Origin of the sequence: Gilliamella sp. (assembly GCF_024104075.1) — a bacterium.
GTDB classification, from domain to species: domain Bacteria; phylum Pseudomonadota; class Gammaproteobacteria; order Enterobacterales; family Orbaceae; genus Gilliamella; species Gilliamella bombi.
This window is the reverse complement of the sequence record NZ_JAGGHR010000009.1, coordinates 40,086-57,813: the sequence shown is the minus strand read 5'-3', so window position 1 is coordinate 57,813 and position 17,728 is coordinate 40,086. Positions and strand designations below refer to the sequence as shown.

The following is a 17,728-nucleotide window of genomic DNA, read 5'->3' as shown; positions in this document are numbered from 1 at the left end:
TATCAAAATGAATACAATCAATACATTCAATCCAATTGAGCTAACTGATTTAAATGAATCAACGTCAATATCTCCAAAAACGCATTTTGCAGATAAAAACTTTGTTTCAGAATTAAAAACCGCTTTAGATAACATCAGTCAAATACAAATACAGGCAAATAATGAAGCAAAAGCTTTTGAAATGGGAGATGCAAATATTTCATTGAATGAAGTCATGGTTAATATGCAAAAATCATCGGTTTCATTGCAGTTTGGTATTCAAGTACGCAATAAACTAGTTGCTGCTTATCAAGAAATTATGAATATGAATGTTTAATTAATGACATCGAATACAATTCCTATATTCTAAATTTTGCATTTTACTTTTACAGATAACCATTCATTCTGGTCTAAATGCGATAATCAACTCATCACACGATTCAAGTTTAAAATAAGCATCGGTCATATTTTTGATGCTTGTTTCCCTACTAAATATATTATTTTTGTTATCAACTGATGGTAAAAAAACTTTACCATTTTTACTGTACTATTAAAAAAAATAACGACATAATGCCGTCATTTAATAAAAAATAATCAATTAAATACATAAGGGATTCAAAGTGATAACACTAAAAAAGACCAATATTTCTTTAAATGAACAGCGTCTCAATTACCCAACATTAGGGCAACTCATTGTTCTGACAACATCGCTTGATGGTTTTTCTATAACTGAGGCTATTTGTTATCAAAAGAAGCTTGTGATTTCTGCTAAATTTTATCCTCAAAACAAGTACGATTATAAAGTTATATATGTCGTAATTGATCTGGATAAAAAAAACACGCATTATTATCATGAATCAGATGGAATTAACCCCCAATTTTTTGTCAGCCCTACTGGTAAGTATTATGTGTCTATTGATGTATACCATCCAGATAAAGATTTAGGTATTATGCTTCCATTATTTGATAGAGAAAATATCACCTATCCAAAGCCCAAACGTCCTATTGTCGGCGATTTTAAGGGAATATGTCATGATTTTTCTATTTTCCATTATGTTGATCTTTTTTCAGAGACAAAACCAGATAAATTGATTGCAGTTGAATTTAAAAATGATGATATAAAAAAAACCTATACCAATAAAATTCCGCTTCCAAAACATAACAAACTTTTTATTGATTCTTTGAATAATCAAATACATCTACTTGCTTGTGTTGACAATGGTTGGTTACATCGTCAAATTGATGAAATGGGGAGCGATTTACAATCAAGAAATATAAACATAGGAAAACGTTTTTATCTAACTTGCGTATTGAATTTAAGTTTTACTTATACATCAAGTATCTTAGGTATTGATGAAGAAGGTAAGTTTTATTTAATCAATATTTCACCCGAAGGAGAAATCGAACAAAATCTATTGCTTGATATGGAAAGACAAATTTATTCTATTTGGGAACCAATAAAAATCGCCGCAGAAACGTTTGTTATTCGATTCACTGATGAAATCGGTAATGGTTGGATTACAATTCAAAATAATCAGGTGATCGAAGCCTTTTCTCAAGAAACCGTAGGTTGTTATATAAACTTGCACACAAAAGAAGTTTTTAAATTATCTACAAAAGAATTAATCATTAGTGAGATCGTCAAAACCAAAGATGCCAATTATACTGTTGTTTTTTACGGAAAAGAAGAAGACAATCACTCAAAAACCAAAGAGTTAATTATTTTAAATCGCAATATTGATTAAGGTTGTTTAACGGGATGCTTTCTTGGTTCCTATCGATAAATAAGATTCAAGCAAAGCAATCCACAAACTTACATTAAACAGGCCATTTTTTGATAGCTACCAATTTTAGTTTGATAATTGGCATGCTTACCAATCAACTCTCTAAGCTGAGAATGACGAGTAATCATTAATTGGGTTAACTGCTGCTGATAGCTAAGTATATTTTTGATATACATTCGAATCAGGTCTTGATGTTGCAATGGTAAGTTTTCAATTTTTGCAAAATCATCAACCAACATAATACCTTTCGATAATTGAAGGTATTTTGCCTGCCAACTCAACAATAAGTCCCATTTTCCATTCTGTGCATTAACCAACATTTGTTCCACAACATAGTTGAATTGTTCGTATTGTTCTAATAAGTTATTTCCTTGCATAATCATCCTTTTTTACTTAGCTATCTCACGCCACGACTCAGCAATATTGTTAAGTAAATCGAAACAAGTCTGTAATTTTTCTTGATCATTATGTAAATTAGCCAATAACAATTGTTGGCTAATATAGTGATATAAACGATCTAAATTTTCGGCAATTTCACCGCCTTTTTCTAAATCTAGACAGCTTTTAAGACCATTATCAACAATATTAATCGCTTTAGAAATTGCGTTACCTTTACCAACAATATTGCCTTTTTGAATATATAAGCTAGCCAATTTAATGGCGTTAAGTGCACCATCAAATAATAAGACAATCAATTGATGGGGAGACGCTTGACTAATACGTGTTTCTAAATTCACTTGCTCGTAAGCATGAGATCCCATTTTATACATTACTATTCTCTATTTTTTTAAATTTGCCATCATATCAAATTGGGTAGTTAAATAATTACTCATACTATCTAATGAGTTGATTAAAATATCCAATTTAGTAAATTGAACTCGGTAACGCTCAATAGTTTGCTCAATAGAACTGCTTACTTGTTCATGCCGTTTATCTAATGATTTTAAGGTAGAATTTAAGCCATTGGTTGCTGAATCAATCATGCCATCACTATCAATAAACCCTCTCACTTTGGAAAAAATTTCATTAGCAATACCCGTTGTTTTACCATCACCAGTAAATAATATTGCCACCGCTTCACTGTTTTCACTGAGTGCTTTTTGTAGCTCGCTTTCTTTAATCGTTAACATGCCATTTTTGTCCATGTTAATGCCGATTTGAGCTAAAACAGAAAATTCTCCGTCTTGCCCTTTGGCAAATATTGAGCGGATACTTTGATCTATATTACGTAATGTTGAATCCCCAATAAGTGGACCATTATTGCTATTTAGTTCTTTTGAATTTGTCTCTTCTGCGGTGAATTTTGTTAATGTTGATATTGTTGTTTGTAATTGATTAAATGCCTCGACCCATTCTTTAATGGCTTCTTCCACTTTTTCATTATCCGCTGTTATAGCAAGATTCTGACTAATTGTTGTGGTCTGTTTTAATGTAATATCCACACCTTGAACCACATCTTTAACAGTATTAGAATTACTAGTTATGGCAATACCATTAAACGAAAATTTAGCATCTTGCGCTTTTGCAACTTCATTCATATGACTATTGCTAGGTTGATTAATATCAAATCCAATAACATTATTTAACATTTCGTCATCTGATGAAATAGACGTAATACTTTGCTGTTCACCTGTTTCTTTAGATGTGATGACTAATTGATAACCATCTGCTCCAGAACGAATAATGGCAGCATTCATTGTTGAAGGGCTGGTTGTTCCATCTTCATTAGTAACTTTGGCATTATTAATGGCATTTGCTATTGATTGCAAAGATGTCTCATCCTGAGATAAGGTTACATCAAGTTTTTGACCATTAGCTTGTTCAATCGTAATAGTTCGTGTTTGGTTATCATTACCTAACTTAGCATTTTTATCATTGATCGTCGATGTAGCAATACCATGAGATGTCGCTAATTGATCAACTGTCACTGTATAATTACCTAATGCTGCTTTGCTATTTGCTTTTACCAAAAAATAATTGTCATTTCCTGTTGCTATTCGGCTTTGAAAAAGCTCTTTTTTTTGAAGTTTTTCCGTTGCAGTATTAAATGTTGTTAATGCACTTTTTAATTTACCAAAACCACTAATTTTCGCATTAATTGCTTTTTGTTGCGTTGTAATTGGGGTTAAACGTGTTTTTTCAGCCACTTCTAGTTGATCTAAAATACCATTAAGATCGATTCCAGAACCAATGCCTAATGCGCTCATTGCCATGATTTAATCTACCTATAACAATTATTCAATATTGTTTATATCGGCTGACAATTAAAAAAATTTAGTCTTCTTTTAAATATTTATTTAATAAATTGATAACAATCTATTTTTTTGAATAAAAAATCATTGGGAAATTTTAAAAAAAAATAACAATATGATTTATTTAATAATATTATTTTAATTTGCAACTAAACTGCTACTATAAAAAAATAATCATCAAAAATATTAAAGTTCCCTGTTTTGTTACCGATAAGTTATTTGTCAGCAAGAATATTGAATTAAATTTAAATATCTTGTTGATTTTAATATTTATATTATTGGAGATAAAAATGGCACAAGTAATTAATACAAATACAATGTCTTTAATGGCAAAAAATAACCTTAACAATTCTCAAAGCGTTCTTAGTACTTCTATTGAGCGCCTTTCATCAGGTATGCGTATTAATAGCGCTAAAGATGATGCAGCAGGTCAAGCAATTGCTAACCGTTTTTCATCAAACATCAAAGGATTAACACAAGCTGCTCGTAATGCAAATGATGGTATTTCACTTGCACAAACTACTGAAGGTGCATTAAACGAAATCAACAACAACGTACAACGTATTCGTGAATTAACTGTTCAAGCGGCAAATGGTACCAACTCTGAAAGTGATTTAGTATCAATTCAAAATGAAATTGATCAACGTCTAGATGAGATTGATCGTGTTTCTAACCAAACTGATTTCAATGGTTCTAAAGTATTATCTGAAGATAAAACACTTAAAATTCAAGTAGGTGCAAATGACGGCGAAACCATTGAAATCAATTTGAAAAAAATTGATAGCACTGAACTTGGTTTAAATGGATTTAACGTATCTGATTCACCAACAGAAGATCCATTAAAAACAATTGATACTGCATTATCAAAAATTGATGCATTACGAGGACAACTTGGTGCGGTGCAAAATCGTTTCGAATCAACAGTAACCAACATTAACAATACTGTAAATAACCTAAGTTCTGCACGTAGCCGTATTGAAGATGCGGATTATGCAACAGAAGTATCAAACATGACTCGTGGTCAAATTTTACAACAAGCAGGTACATCTGTATTAGCACAAGCGAACCAAGTACCACAATCTGTACTTTCTTTATTACAATAATTCTATTTTGATTTTTAGTTATTTTAACTCTGTCATATAGTCATGATAGCCATAACGGCATTTTATAATGCTGTTATGGCTAATAATGATAATTAGCTATTTTTAGCCCTTTATTCAACCCATTAAATTTGCTAACCATCGTCATAATAATGTTAGATATTTTTTTAACATTGATTCAAAAATGGATGATAGCTTATATAACTCACGCGGTGTAATACACCAAATCGATTGGCAACAATATATTCATTTGGTGCGTAATGAAGCTTTAAAATTAGCTGTCCGTTTACCAGCAACGGTCGAACTTGATGATTTATTACAAGTTGGATATATCGGTTTATTAGACACTATAAAACGTTATGACTCATCTCAAGGCAACGCTTTTGCTACATTTGCCATACCAAGAATTAAAGGAGCAATGCTTGATGAACTACGTAGCCGTGATTGGTTACCAAGACAAACTCGTAAAAAAATTAGAGATGTTACAACCGCAATTAATGAATTAGAACAGAAGTTAGGTGCACCCCCTAATGATTATCAGATTGCTAAATACTTAGAATTACCTATAAGCGAATACCGAAAAATTTTATTAGATTCAAATAATAGCCAAATATGCTCGTATGATGAAATTCATAAAAAACTGGGTGATAACATTGATACCATTATTAAATGTGATGAAGATAATAATCCTTTTTCAGCGCTAATAGATGAGGAAATTCGTAACACAATTATTCAACAAATAGAAACACTACCAGAAAAGGAAAAACTTGTTTTATCACTTTATTACCAAGAAGATCTCAATTTAAAAGAGATTGGTAAAGTAATGAATATCAGTGAATCAAGAGTAAGCCAATTACATAGCCAAGCGATCAAAAGAATACAAAGTAAAGTTAATTTTTAGAAAATATAAAAAGGCAATTAAAATAAAGTGTAATTAAAAGAAAAAATAATTGAAATTATTTTTTTATTGACCTTTTGCATTTAAAAATGTAATTTTAAGCAAAAAAAAACTAATACTATTTAATTTTACTAGTTATTCGTTTTTTTATGCGAAACAAAACAAATATGAATTGGTGACTAAATTGGGAAATTTATTAGATGACGATATTCTTAAATGTATACATCATTTGAATCTATCAACACTACTATTAAGCCAGAAAATGATTGAAAAAGATAAAGTTATGGCAATGTATCGATTAGGTATTGACGAAGAAACTGCTGACATACTTAGCCGTTTAAACACATCTCAAATGTTGATTCTATCAGAAACAAATCAATTAACTTTTCAGTTACGATTTGAAAATGCTGAAATGATGAAAAAACTTACTGAAGAATCTCGCATTGGTGATATTAAACAGATGCATACAGGAATTCTTTTATCAAGTTTGCTATTAGATTCAATCAATAAGTAGCTAAGGAACTAAGATGACAAGTACAAGTATTATTCAAAAATATGAGGAAACTCAACTCGCTATCAAATTGATTTCCCTAGGTGGAAGAATTCAAATGCTGGAAAGTGAAACCAACTTAAGTCGAAATAAACTTATCAAGCTTTATAAAGAGATTCAAGGTTGTCCTCCACCTAAAGGTCTATTACCATTTTCAACCTCGTGGTTTATGACATGGGAACCGAATATCCATGCGAGTATTTTTTATAACGCATACTCTTATTTAGTTAAAAATGGTCTAAAATCAGGCATTCAAACTATCTTAAAAGCTTATCAACTTTATTTAGAGCAATGCCAATTTTCATCACATAAGGATAAACCTGTTTTAGGTTTAACCAGAGCGTGGATATTAGTCAAATTTGTCGAAAAGAAAATAATGCAACAATCATGTTGTAACACATGTTGTGGACGTTTTATTACACACGCTTATCATCCGCAAAATACTTTTACTTGCAGTTTATGTCAGCCTCCATCAAGGGCAGATAAGAATAATAAAACACAAAAAGAAAACGACGAAAAATGCATGAAAGTGTTATCGAAACCAAGTTATTTAAATTTATCAGTTGCCAAACAGATCACTGCTTAAATAAATATTAAAGCAATTCAGCCGTTATTTTATGGAGAAAGAAGAAAGTCAATGCTAATAGTTATAGGATATATCGTAGTGATCGCTTCGGCGCTACTTGGCTATGTACTCAGTGGTGGTTATTTAGCCGTACTATTTCAGCCACTCGAATTGCTAATTATTGGTGGTGCTGCTATAGGCGCTTTTATTGTTAGTAATGAACAAAAAACAATAAAAGCCACACTTAAGTCTTTAGGTCAATTGTTTAAAACATCCAAATATAATAAGAATCTATATTTAACACTCATTAATTTTATGTATACCATTTTGACGAAGATTCGCCAAAGTGGAGGGCTATCCATTGAATCAGATATTGATAATCCGCATGAAAGTGAATTATTTAAACAATATCCACTTATTTTAGCTAATCCAAGAATTTGTGATTTTATCACTGATTACTTACGTCTTATGATTAGTGGCAATATGGATGTATTTGAAATAGAAACACTGATGAGTGAAGAAATTGAAACATTTGTCCACGAACTTGAAAAACCTGTAGATGCCATTTCAGGAATTGGTGATGGCCTACCTGCATTTGGGATCGTCGCTGCTGTAATGGGCGTAATTAATACACTTGCTCAAGCTGATAGACCAGCAAGTGAACTCGGTGAGCTTATCGCTCATGCTATGGTAGGAACTTTTTTAGGAATTTTGCTTGCTTATGGTTTTGTTTCGCCATTAGCTGCTTTATTAAAACAAAGAAACGCCGATACAGTGAAAGTTCTAGAATGTACCAAAGTAATACTTATTGCCAGCATGCATGATTATGCGCCACAAATTTGTATTGAATTTGGGCGAAAAACGTTATTTTCTCATGAAAGGCCATCATTCTTTGAATTAGAAAAATACATACAAGAAGTTAAAGACAAAAAATCTAATCCAAATGAAAATAAAGAATAATGAAAGATAAATCTGTAAGAATAATTATAAAGAAAAAATCAGGGCATGGTGGTGGACATCATGGCGGTTCGTGGAAAATCGCTTATGCCGACTTTATGACCGCAATGATGGCGTTATTTTTAGTCATGTGGTTAATTTCTACATCTACCCCTCAAGAATTGAAAGGGATTGCTGAATACTTTAGAACCCCTTTAATTCTTGGCTACAATGGTGGTAAAAATATTAGCGATAGTGAAAGTCCGATTCCTGGTGGTGGTGATGATGTTAGTAAACAACTTGGTGAAGAAAAGAGCTATCATTCTACCCTATCACAGAATGAAGTTGAGAAACAGCAACTTGAAAAAATACAGATGATTGAAGCGGCACGTAAAATTTATGATATTTTTGAAATTGATGAACGTCTAAAGAAATTAGCTCCTAATCTTATTATTGAATTAACTGAAATGGGGTTACGGATTCAAATTTTAGCTTCAGATGATAAACCCATGTTTGATGTTGGTAGTACAACCATTGATCCTAATATGCAAGAAATTCTGCATGCATTAGCGCCAATTATCAATTCTTTACCAAATAAAATCACTTTGTCAGGCCATACTGATGAACGCCAATATACAACAGGTGATAGAGGATATAGCAATTGGGAACTATCTGCAGATAGAGCTAATTCGTCAAGAAGAGAGCTTATAGCTGGTGGGTTAGACTCAAATAAAATTATTCGAATTATTGCACTTGCCGATACAGTGAATTTAAACAATCCTAACTATAGTAAAGATGCTAATCGTCGTATCAGTATCTTAATTTTGAATAAAATAGCACAGCAATATATTGAAGAAGAAAATAACATGACCGGAACCGATTTTCTAAGACAATCACAACGGACTAAATCAGAATAAATTTATTTTTGAAAAAATGTATTTATTTGAAAACTTTTTTAAAACACGCATAACAATTATTAAAGTTTTGTGAATTTAACCCGATATAAAAAAGACTTATTTTAATTGATATTATGAACTCAAACTATATTGAGAGGATTTTATGGCGAATTCATTAATGAATACTGGTATTAGTGGGTTAAATGCAGCACAAAATATGCTGAATGTAATAAGTAATAATATTAGTAATGCTCATACAACTGGTTACAATCGTCAACAACAAATTTTACGCCAAGCAAATGGAACTCAGCATAGTTTTGGGTTTGTCGGTAACGGTGTTTGTGTATCATCTGTTAATCGCGCCTTTAATAATTTTGTTGTAGGACAACTGCGACAATCACAATCACAAAATGGTTCTATCAAGGCTTATTATAATGAATTATCTAAAGTAGATAATCTGTTAGCAGAGAATGACAATAGTATTTCATCTCAAATCAATAATCTTTTTGCCAGTTTAAATAAACTTGCATCAAATGCTAGTGATGCATCTACAAAACAAACTGTTATTAGTGATCTGACATCTTTAACTAGCCAATTTAATAAAACAGAAACAAATTTAAAGAACCAAATTGCCAACGTTAATACTGAATTAAATAGTAATGTTGATAAAGTTAATACCTATACTCAACAAATTGCCGAACTTAATCAAAAAATATCACAACTACAATCGGTAGGAGGCGGAAACGAACCTAATGCATTACTTGACCAACGCGATCAGTTAGTCAATGAATTAAGCGAAATCATTGATATTACCGTTACTGAACAAAATGGACAATATAATCTTTCGCTCGCTAATGGTTTAAATTTAGTTCAAGGCTCTTCTATTAACTTATTATCGGTACAACCTTCAACAGATGATCCTTCTTTAAATACTATTATTTATACTCACCCTTCAGGTGCAACACAAGAATTGACAAGCCAAAACATTACATCAGGTACATTACACGGCTTATTAACCTTTCGTGATGGACCATTAACCGAAGCCCGCAATCAACTAGGCTTAATTGCATTAAATTTAGCAGAACGTTTTAATGAAGTGCATATGTCGGGTATTGATATTAATGGTAATCAAGGTGAAAAGTTGTTTGATTACAATCATCCTAGTTGTGTCACAAATACTAAAAACCAAGGTAATGCTTCAGCCAAAATTGAGTTTAATGCTTTGAATGAAGTAAAAGCTTCTGATTATAAAATAGAATTTGATGGTAATAATTGGATCGCCACAAGATTATCTGATCATCAGCTAATTACTCCTGAAATCAAAGATGGTAAATTGTTTTTTGATGGACTGACCATTGAGATAAGTGGTAATGCGGTTAATGGAGATTCGTTTATCATAAAACCTGTTGCCGATATTGCTTCGTCATTACAACTGCTAGTGAAAGATGTAAATAAACTAGCAACAGGTATTAACGATGAAGAAAATGGTGCTGGTGATAATCGCAATGTAACCAAATTATTAGAAATCCAACATGAAAAACTTGTTAATGGTACAACAACATTAAAAAGTGCTTATACCCGCTTAACTAACTATATTGGTAGTGAAACTCAAACAGCAAAAATTTCTGCTCAATCAAGCAAAAATATAACTCAGCAAATTTATGAACAAAATCAATCGATTTCAGGGGTTAATATTGAAGAAGAGTATATCTCTATGCAGGTTTATATGCAGTATTACCAAGCAAATGCCAAAGTGATTGATGCGGCAACAACACTATTTGATACCATTTTAGGTTTAACTAAATGATTAAAGGATAAAAAATGCGCCTTAGCACAAACTCAATTTATCAAAAAAACTTAAACAGTATTTTAAACACCAACAGCAAATGGCAAAAATCAGGGTTGCATTTGGCAACAGGTAAAAAGATTTTAACTCCTTCTGATGATCCAATGGGAGCTTCACAATCATTAATAATAAAGCAAGCGCAAGCACAAAATGAACAGTTTCAAGCAACACGCGAAAATGCCGATAAATCACTTAGTCGCCAAGATACGATCTTATCGGAAGCCAATACTGTTATCCAAGCAATTCAGGAAACATTGGTCTATGCATCAAATGAAACCTTAAATGAAGAAAATAGACTCGATCTTGCTAATAAATTACAAAGTTTGAAAGATCAACTTTTATCATTAGCTAATGCAAAAGACACTAATGGTAACTATCTTTTTGCTGGTAAGAAAAACGATACACCTCCTTTTGTTATGAATGAATCAGGTGAAGTGAGTTACGTAGGCGGTACAACTTCTATCAATGTATTAATCGATGACTCGCGAGAAATATCGCTAAGTTTTACAGGTATTCAAGTATTTATGACTGGCTCAAATGTTAAAGAATCTGATGGTTCACCAGCAGAAAGTAACATATTTGCAAGTATTGATTATGCAATTGAGGCATTAAAAATAGATCTAGATTATGATAATGATGATACCGTTGAACAATTTAGATCTGGGTTATCAAAAGCACGTCATGGAGTAGACAATTCTTTTAATAATATTTCGACACTTAGAGCAGAAGGTGGCTCGGTATTATCCGAAATTGACAGATTAACCACATTGGGTAAAACATTAGATATTGAATTTCAAACTCAAATCAGCCAACTTGAAGATGTCGATTGGTACGAAGCCATTTCAGAATATGTAATGCTACAAGCTAATTTACAAGCTGCACAATATACCTTTATGACAATGCAAAGTATGTCACTGTTTCAAATGAAATAAGGTTTTGTAATCTAATTTTACTTAAGCAATGTTTTTTTACTCTAAGTCGTGAATCGCCTCAAACTATTCATCCCATCCAAAGGAGGTTTACCGCCTCCTTTTTTATTATTGCTAAAAAGTTTCAAAAACAATGTCATTATGCAATATAAACCATCAATTTAAACGAGTGACGCTTAATTGTAAAAAATTCAATAAAATCAATACTCTACCTGAAAGTTTTTTGTTGATTTATTTCTTATTTAATCCATAATTATTTGTTTTTAAAATTAATTTTATGATATTTTTACTAGCAAAATATTGGGCATTGTATTCAAACCGAGTGATCCTATTATTAATTAAACGCAATTTTCCTAAATCCTGATACAGTGGTTAACTGATTATTTTTTGCAATTTTTTCAATACGACCAATGATTTGAATAAGCTTATCACTATAATTTGGATCAGTTGCGTAATGTGCAGCTTGTAATTCTTTAGCAGCTGTTCTGGCATCAGGAGCTTTAATAACTGCATGATAACGAGGACTTTTAGTTAATAAATTGAGGTAGTCGGTTAATGCATGATGTTTACTATTATAGACTCTAAAATTATCTTCAATTTTCATCATTTTATTATTAACAAATTCATGTGTGGTTAAACGAGTTGAATTGCCATTCCATGCTGATGTTGCTTTGACACCAAAGTAATTGTGGCTTGATTGATTATTAGCGGTTTTAATTTGCTTTTGCCCCCACCCAGTTTCTAGTGCTGCTTGCGCGATAATAACCTCATACGGAATACCAGATTTTTTAGCAGCTTGCCTAGCTGGCTCTAGCCATTCCATAACAAATTTTGTGACATAATCTTCGTTTACATTATCAAGTTGTGTTTTTGATATTGCTTCGTTATGTTTAATTTCAGCTGCTTTGTTAGCATTATAGTTACGATATAGTATTTGCCCTAGTGCTTCAGGCGATAAATTAGGTGATGCATTACTAAATAAAGATTGAGCTAATTGCAGATTTTGCTGAGTATTGTTTGTATTAGATTGTAGGTTAACATTAATTGATGGTGAAACTTTATTAGTTAACTGTTTAATAAGCATATCTGCTAATCCAAACCCTTTACCCGCTGCTTGCTGTGTAATTTGTTGGTCAAACATTGAAGTAAATAGTTGTGTAGCAGACTGGCTAAATAAACCACTTTCAGGTACAGCTTTTCGCATACTTTGCATCATCATATTAATAAATAATGACTCAAACTGCTGAGCAACTTGCTTAATGCCTTCAGCAGAGCCATTAACTACATTTCGCTTTAATTGATTAATATCCGAAAAATCATAAGCGAAACGATTCAAAGATTGTCCAATTTTATTATTCATAAAGTCTTTTTTTAGATAGTTTCTAAGGAGGCATGTAAACAACCAGCTGTTTTTAGCGCTTCAAGTATTGACATTAATTCTGTAGGATTAGCACCTAATACATTTAGCGAATTAATAACATGATTTAAATCAGCGCTAGAGGATATATTGTGTAAAGCCCCTCCTTCTTGTGCAACGCTAACTTGATTATCTGGTGTAACGGTTGTTGCACCACCTGCTAATGGAGTGTTGGGTTGACTTACCTTTAATTTGTTATTTACCACAACAGATAAATTACCATGTGCAACCGCACAATTATCTAATTTAACCTTTTGATTCATAACTACAACACCGGTTCTAGTATTTATAACGACTTTTGCTGAAACTGGCGTAGCACTAATTTCAAGATTTTGTATTCGTGAAAGCAGTTGTACTCGTGCACTACTTTCTTTTGGCATATGTAATGCTATCGTTGTACCATCTAATGCTACTGCAGTATTTTTTTGTAACCTATTAATTGCATTAGATATTTTCAATGCTTGAGTGAAATCAAATTGATTAAGGTGTAAATGGATAATATTTTGTTCATCTAAACGAGTTGCAAGCTCTCTTTCTATGGTTGCACCATTAGGTATGGTTGCCCCTGCAGTTTGATTCACACTTACACTGCTACCTTTACTACTTGCACCCATTCCACCTACAAAAAGGTTACCTTGCGCAATAGCATATACTTGATTATCGACACCTTTTAGTGGCGTCATAATCAATGTGCCTCCACGCAAGCTTTTTGCATTACCGAGCGAGGATACCACCACATCAATTTGTTGCCCTACTCGAGAATAAGAAGGTAATTTAGCCGTAACCATAACAGCAGCAACATTTTTTAATTGCATATTGCTCCCAGACGGTACAGTAATACCTAATTGAGATAACATGTTAGTAATACTTTGAATGGTAAAAGGTGTTTGTGATGTTTGATCACCTGTACCATCAAGACCGACAACAATACCATATCCAACCAAGGCATTTTCTCTTACACCTTGAATGGTGACTAAATCGCGGATACGTTCAGCATGGCTCGCTGGTATCACTAATACCATCATAAAGACAAAATAAACAAAAATACGCAATTTTTTTAACATAATGATACTCGTTAAAAAGGGGAAAGATTTAAAAATAGGCGCTGTAACCAACCCATCGTTTGGGCTTCATCAATATATCCATTACCAACATACTCAATTCGAGCGTCAGCAACTTGCGTTGAGATAACAGTGTTATTTCCACTAATTGTTCTTGGATTAACTACCCCAAAAAAACGGATAAACTCGGTACCTTGATTAATCGCAATCTGTTTTTCACCAATCACTTTTAAATTACCATTGATCATGACATCCTGAACCGTGACGGTGATTGTGCCACTAAAGGTATTTTTAGCGTTAGCCCCGCCTGATCCCTTAAAATCATTATTTCCAGACATTTCAGTACTAGCTTTACCTCGACCGACTAACCCATCAAGAAATTTAGGTATCGTTTTTACCCCTAGATCCACCGAACCATTTCGTCCTGCATTAATCGATGAACTTTTACTAGCACTGACATTTTCTTGTAAAACAATGGTTAATACATCGCCAACATTACGCGGGCGACGATCTTCAAACATTGGTTGGTAACCATAGCTACTAGGCTGAGCAGCTTGATAAATTGAACCTGTCGTATTTACATTGTCTGGCAATTTGGGGACAACACTTGTTTCACCTTCAACTAAAGGCTTTTTAGGCAATTGTGCACAGCCACTGAAAAAAAATGCTATTAAAATATAAAAATATCTCATTACCTTTAGCATATTGTTAACTTTACAGTTGATTTAAACGTTGTAGCATTTGATCAGAGGTTGATATTGCTTTGCTGTTAATTTCGTAAGCACGTTGAACTTGAATCATATTCACTAGTTCTTCAGCAACATTAACGTTAGATGTTTCGGTATAGCCTTGATATAAAAGCCCTGCACCGTTTAATCCTGGCGTATTTTCCGTTGGCGCACCTGAACTTTCGGTTTCTAAGTAAAGATTTTCCCCCATACTTTCAAGTCCAGCATCATTAATGAAAGTATGTAAAGTTAGTTGCCCAACTTGGACTTGGGTTGATTGATTAGCTAATGTCACATTTACTACACCATCGCGCGCTACCGTCATTTTGATTGCATTGGATGGAATACTAATTGTTGGTTGAATTTCGTATCCTGCTGCAGTCACCAATTGACCATTTTGATTGACTTGAAAAGCACCACTACGAGTATAAGCTTGTGTACCATCGGGTAATAAAACTTGGAAAAAACCTTGCCCATTAATAGCAATATCACTACTGTTATCAGTTGCCTCTAAATTACCTTGGCTATGAATTCGTTCTGTCGCAACAGGGCGAACTCCTGTACCAATTTGTAACCCAGAAGGTAATGTTGTTTGCTCAGATGATTGTGCTCCAGGTTGGCGAACAGTTTGGTATAATAAGTCTTCAAATACCGCTCTTTGTTTTTTAAAACCATTGGTACTAACATTGGCTAAATTATTGGAAATAATATCCATATTCATTTGTTGTGCCGTTAAGCCTGTTTTGGCAATCCATAATGATTTAATCATTGTTATTCCTGTCTAATGTATTGATAAATTTAAGTTAAAGATAAAATTTGGTTTGCTTTTTGTGCATTTTCATCAGCAGTAATAATTTCTTTCATTTGCATTTCAAACTGGCGAGCATGACTAATTAAATCAACCATAGCCGTAACAGGGTTCACATTACTCCCTTCTAATACACCTGACATAAGCTTAGCTTTTGGATTGTCTGGCATATTCTCACCACGTTCATTACGTGTTTCTTCCGTTAGTCGAAAAAAACCATCATCACCACGTATAATTTCATTATGCTCAAGATGGACTTTTTTTATTTTACCTACTTGAGCAATGGTCGTAGGTTTATCACCTGCACCTAATGCGGAAAGTGTTCCATCACTACTAATACTGATTTGAGATCGTTGAGGCACCGTCAAAACACCATTATCACCAATTAATGGATTACCTTGTATGTTAAGAGTACCATTTTCATCAATTTGAATTGCTCCATTTCGTGTATAAGCTTCGCTACCATCAACTAATTGTACAGCTAGCCAGTGATCCTCAGTTAAAGCAACATCCAAGTTTCGGCCTGTGTAATTAAATGCCCCCATTGTTGAATCAAAAGTGGGAGTTGTTGCTGTTACCATGGTTCGTGTAGGTGTATCATTCCCCACAACAGGAACTGCTTTCATCGTCGTTAACTGTGCACGAAACCCCACTGTGGATACATTAGCTAAGTTATTAGTAGTAATTGATTGCCGATTTAATGTCTGGCTAGCTGCTGACATTGCTGTATAAATAACACGATCCATAAATAACCTTTAAATTAACGCAAATTGACTAATGTATTTAGAATTTGATCCTGCGTTTTAATTGTTTGTGAATTAGACTGGTAATTGCGCTGAGCAACAATCATATTCACTAATTCCTGACTCATATCAACATTTGACGACTCTAGTGCACCGCTCGCTAACGAACCAAAAGTACCAGAATTTGCACTGCCCAATACTTCTATACCAGAATTAATAGTTGTCCTCCAGTTATTGTTGCCAGCAGGTTCTAGCCCATTAACATTGGCAAAATCAGCCATTGCTATCTGACCTAATAACATTGTTTGTTGGTTAGAATAGACACCATAAATAGAACCATCATCATTAATGCTATACCCGACCAAATCTCCAGGAGCATATCCATTCACAACAGGGTTTTTAATACTACCCAATTCTTTTCCCATATTTTGTTGAGAACTTTTGGCTAATGATAAAGTAAAGCTATTATCAGCAGATCCATTTATCCCATTAATATTGATGGTCATTTCGGGATCACTAATCAATTTACCAGAAGAATCAAATTCCATTTCTCCCGCTTTTTGCAAACTTCCATTAGGATCACTGCTATCAAGATAATGAACATCCCATTGGTTATCAGCGGTTTTAACGTAAAAGAGCTGAATATTGCGTTGATTACCAAGCGAGTCATAAGTAGTAATGGTCGTAGAATAATTAAATGTATCGGCATCAAGAGCATTGACAGGTTGTTTTGCCGGAACTTTACTATTGGAATTTAAGTTTGTTTGCAAAGAAGCCTTGGTTGTCGCTGATGCATTTAGCATTTCTTGCGAAATTTTTAATGTACCTGGAGCTGCACCTTGCTGCACTTGAGGTGGAGTTCCGGTTGCAAGATAGCCAGTCAGATAAAGACCATCAGCAGAAATAATATTTCGTTCGGAATCTAATTGAAACTGTCCATTGCGGGTATAATAGGCTTGCCCATTACTATCCACTAAACGGAAAAATCCATTGCCAGAAATAGCCACATCTAAACTATTGTTGGTTGTTGTAGCTATCCCATCATTAAAGTTTTGCATAATCGCAGCCACTTTAACCCCCATACCAACTTTTGAGCCAGCATAGATATCAGCAAATGAGATACTAGCACTCTTAAATCCTACTGTTGCTGAATTGGCAATATTATTCCCAATAACATCTAATTGCTTTGATGCAGCATTCATACCACTCACTGCTTGAGAAAATCCCATCTGAACT

The 17,728-nt window shown here is 33.2% G+C and carries 19 protein-coding genes; 10 read left to right on the top strand and 9 right to left on the bottom strand.

All coding sequences use genetic code 11. The features are described from left to right. Positions 1-7 precede the first annotated feature (7 nt). Together fliE and J6569_RS04335 are read left to right on the top strand one after the other, a co-directional pair. Positions 8-316, top strand: a complete 309-nt coding sequence (gene fliE, locus J6569_RS04340) for a flagellar hook-basal body complex protein FliE (protein ID WP_296317780.1) — start codon at positions 8-10, stop codon at positions 314-316. 283 nt (positions 317-599) lie between these two features. Next, a complete protein-coding gene (locus J6569_RS04335; protein WP_296317778.1) occupies positions 600-1,724 on the top strand; it encodes a hypothetical protein in 1,125 nt (374 codons plus the stop codon). Positions 1,725-1,792: 68 nt separating this feature from the next. Here the strand turns inward: J6569_RS04335 and fliT are convergent, their stop codons facing one another. The 3 genes from fliT to fliD are packed head-to-tail and all read right to left on the bottom strand — an operon-like array spanning position 1,793 to position 3,976. After that, entirely contained in the window at positions 1,793-2,140 is a 348-nt protein-coding gene (gene fliT / locus J6569_RS04330; protein WP_296317777.1) for a flagellar protein FliT, read from the bottom strand. 12 nt (positions 2,141-2,152) lie between these two features. After that, entirely contained in the window at positions 2,153-2,533 is a 381-nt protein-coding gene (fliS, locus tag J6569_RS04325; RefSeq protein WP_034909484.1) for a flagellar export chaperone FliS, read from the bottom strand. A 9-nt stretch (positions 2,534-2,542) separates the two neighbouring features. Continuing rightward, on the bottom strand, positions 2,543-3,976 hold the full coding sequence (gene fliD / locus J6569_RS04320; protein WP_296317776.1) for a flagellar filament capping protein FliD: 1,434 nt from the start codon (positions 3,974-3,976) through the stop codon (positions 2,543-2,545). A 329-nt stretch (positions 3,977-4,305) separates the two neighbouring features. Here fliD and J6569_RS04315 point away from each other — a divergent pair, with 329 nt between their 5' ends. The 8 genes from J6569_RS04315 to flgL all read left to right on the top strand — a co-directional run bounded on the left by J6569_RS04315 (position 4,306) and on the right by flgL (position 11,738). Further along, positions 4,306-5,118 (top strand): flagellin, encoded by an 813-nt coding sequence (locus J6569_RS04315; RefSeq protein WP_065609921.1) that lies wholly within the window; start codon positions 4,306-4,308, stop codon positions 5,116-5,118. A 181-nt stretch (positions 5,119-5,299) separates the two neighbouring features. Then, positions 5,300-6,016 (top strand): RNA polymerase sigma factor FliA, encoded by a 717-nt coding sequence (locus J6569_RS04310; RefSeq protein ID WP_296317774.1) that lies wholly within the window; start codon positions 5,300-5,302, stop codon positions 6,014-6,016. Positions 6,017-6,197: 181 nt separating this feature from the next. After that, entirely contained in the window at positions 6,198-6,527 is a 330-nt protein-coding gene (flhD, locus tag J6569_RS04305) for a flagellar transcriptional regulator FlhD (protein WP_034909475.1), read from the top strand. 13 nt (positions 6,528-6,540) lie between these two features. Continuing rightward, the gene (gene flhC / locus J6569_RS04300; protein ID WP_296317772.1) at positions 6,541-7,149 is read left to right on the top strand and encodes a flagellar transcriptional regulator FlhC; all 609 of its coding nucleotides are present in this window, start codon (positions 6,541-6,543) and stop codon (positions 7,147-7,149) included. Positions 7,150-7,200: 51 nt separating this feature from the next. Beyond that, positions 7,201-8,088 (top strand): flagellar motor stator protein MotA, encoded by an 888-nt coding sequence (gene motA / locus J6569_RS04295; protein ID WP_065590619.1) that lies wholly within the window; start codon positions 7,201-7,203, stop codon positions 8,086-8,088. Beyond that, positions 8,088-8,981: a flagellar motor protein MotB gene (gene motB, locus J6569_RS04290; protein WP_065590618.1), complete on the top strand. Its 894-nt coding sequence runs from the start codon at positions 8,088-8,090 to the stop codon at positions 8,979-8,981. Before motA ends, motB begins: the two co-directional genes overlap by 1 nt. Before the next feature lie 142 nt (positions 8,982-9,123). After that, positions 9,124-10,767: a flagellar hook-associated protein FlgK gene (gene flgK, locus J6569_RS04285; protein WP_296317771.1), complete on the top strand. Its 1,644-nt coding sequence runs from the start codon at positions 9,124-9,126 to the stop codon at positions 10,765-10,767. Between the two features lie 14 nt (positions 10,768-10,781). Next, positions 10,782-11,738, top strand: a complete 957-nt coding sequence (flgL, locus tag J6569_RS04280; protein WP_085164723.1) for a flagellar hook-associated protein FlgL — start codon at positions 10,782-10,784, stop codon at positions 11,736-11,738. A 331-nt stretch (positions 11,739-12,069) separates the two neighbouring features. On the opposite strand, the gene flgJ is transcribed toward flgL, so the two are convergent. Genes flgJ through flgE form a run of 6 tightly spaced genes read right to left on the bottom strand, consistent with a single transcriptional unit; the run spans position 12,070 to position 17,721 of the window. Next, positions 12,070-13,095, bottom strand: a complete 1,026-nt coding sequence (gene flgJ, locus J6569_RS04275) for a flagellar assembly peptidoglycan hydrolase FlgJ (RefSeq protein WP_296317768.1) — start codon at positions 13,093-13,095, stop codon at positions 12,070-12,072. 11 nt (positions 13,096-13,106) lie between these two features. Further along, complete coding sequence (locus tag J6569_RS04270; RefSeq protein WP_296317766.1) at positions 13,107-14,216, bottom strand: flagellar basal body P-ring protein FlgI; 1,110 nt, start codon at positions 14,214-14,216, stop codon at positions 13,107-13,109. A gap of 11 nt (positions 14,217-14,227) precedes the next feature. Continuing rightward, positions 14,228-14,905, bottom strand: a complete 678-nt coding sequence (locus J6569_RS04265) for a flagellar basal body L-ring protein FlgH (RefSeq protein ID WP_081296853.1) — start codon at positions 14,903-14,905, stop codon at positions 14,228-14,230. A 22-nt stretch (positions 14,906-14,927) separates the two neighbouring features. Continuing rightward, on the bottom strand, positions 14,928-15,710 hold the full coding sequence (flgG, locus tag J6569_RS04260) for a flagellar basal-body rod protein FlgG (RefSeq protein ID WP_065590612.1): 783 nt from the start codon (positions 15,708-15,710) through the stop codon (positions 14,928-14,930). A gap of 29 nt (positions 15,711-15,739) precedes the next feature. Continuing rightward, positions 15,740-16,495 (bottom strand): flagellar basal body rod protein FlgF, encoded by a 756-nt coding sequence (locus J6569_RS04255; protein WP_065590611.1) that lies wholly within the window; start codon positions 16,493-16,495, stop codon positions 15,740-15,742. Positions 16,496-16,509: 14 nt separating this feature from the next. Next, positions 16,510-17,721: a flagellar hook protein FlgE gene (flgE, locus tag J6569_RS04250; protein ID WP_296317764.1), complete on the bottom strand. Its 1,212-nt coding sequence runs from the start codon at positions 17,719-17,721 to the stop codon at positions 16,510-16,512. Positions 17,722-17,728: the final 7 nt, after the last annotated feature.

Excerpts from the sequence above, each read along its gene's own strand:
- flgJ (WP_296317768.1), bottom strand. The coding sequence starts at position 13,095 with ATGAATAATAAAATTGGACAATCTTTGAATCGTTTCGCTTATGATTTT.
- J6569_RS04270 (WP_296317766.1), bottom strand. The coding sequence starts at position 14,216 with ATGTTAAAAAAATTGCGTATTTTTGTTTATTTTGTCTTTATGATGGTA.
- flhC (WP_296317772.1), top strand. The coding sequence starts at position 6,541 with ATGACAAGTACAAGTATTATTCAAAAATATGAGGAAACTCAACTCGCT.
- motA (WP_065590619.1), top strand. The coding sequence starts at position 7,201 with ATGCTAATAGTTATAGGATATATCGTAGTGATCGCTTCGGCGCTACTT.
- flgL (WP_085164723.1), top strand. The coding sequence starts at position 10,782 with ATGCGCCTTAGCACAAACTCAATTTATCAAAAAAACTTAAACAGTATT.
- fliT (WP_296317777.1), bottom strand. The coding sequence starts at position 2,140 with ATGCAAGGAAATAACTTATTAGAACAATACGAACAATTCAACTATGTT.
- J6569_RS04310 (WP_296317774.1), top strand. The coding sequence starts at position 5,300 with ATGGATGATAGCTTATATAACTCACGCGGTGTAATACACCAAATCGAT.
- motB (WP_065590618.1), top strand. The coding sequence starts at position 8,088 with ATGAAAGATAAATCTGTAAGAATAATTATAAAGAAAAAATCAGGGCAT.
- J6569_RS04315 (WP_065609921.1), top strand. The coding sequence starts at position 4,306 with ATGGCACAAGTAATTAATACAAATACAATGTCTTTAATGGCAAAAAAT.
- flgE (WP_296317764.1), bottom strand. The coding sequence starts at position 17,721 with ATGGGATTTTCTCAAGCAGTGAGTGGTATGAATGCTGCATCAAAGCAA.
- J6569_RS04265 (WP_081296853.1), bottom strand. The coding sequence starts at position 14,905 with ATGAGATATTTTTATATTTTAATAGCATTTTTTTTCAGTGGCTGTGCA.
- fliD (WP_296317776.1), bottom strand. The coding sequence starts at position 3,976 with ATGGCAATGAGCGCATTAGGCATTGGTTCTGGAATCGATCTTAATGGT.
- fliS (WP_034909484.1), bottom strand. The coding sequence starts at position 2,533 with ATGTATAAAATGGGATCTCATGCTTACGAGCAAGTGAATTTAGAAACA.
- flgG (WP_065590612.1), bottom strand. The coding sequence starts at position 15,710 with ATGATTAAATCATTATGGATTGCCAAAACAGGCTTAACGGCACAACAA.
- fliE (WP_296317780.1), top strand. The coding sequence starts at position 8 with ATGAATACAATCAATACATTCAATCCAATTGAGCTAACTGATTTAAAT.
- J6569_RS04255 (WP_065590611.1), bottom strand. The coding sequence starts at position 16,495 with ATGGATCGTGTTATTTATACAGCAATGTCAGCAGCTAGCCAGACATTA.
- flgK (WP_296317771.1), top strand. The coding sequence starts at position 9,124 with ATGGCGAATTCATTAATGAATACTGGTATTAGTGGGTTAAATGCAGCA.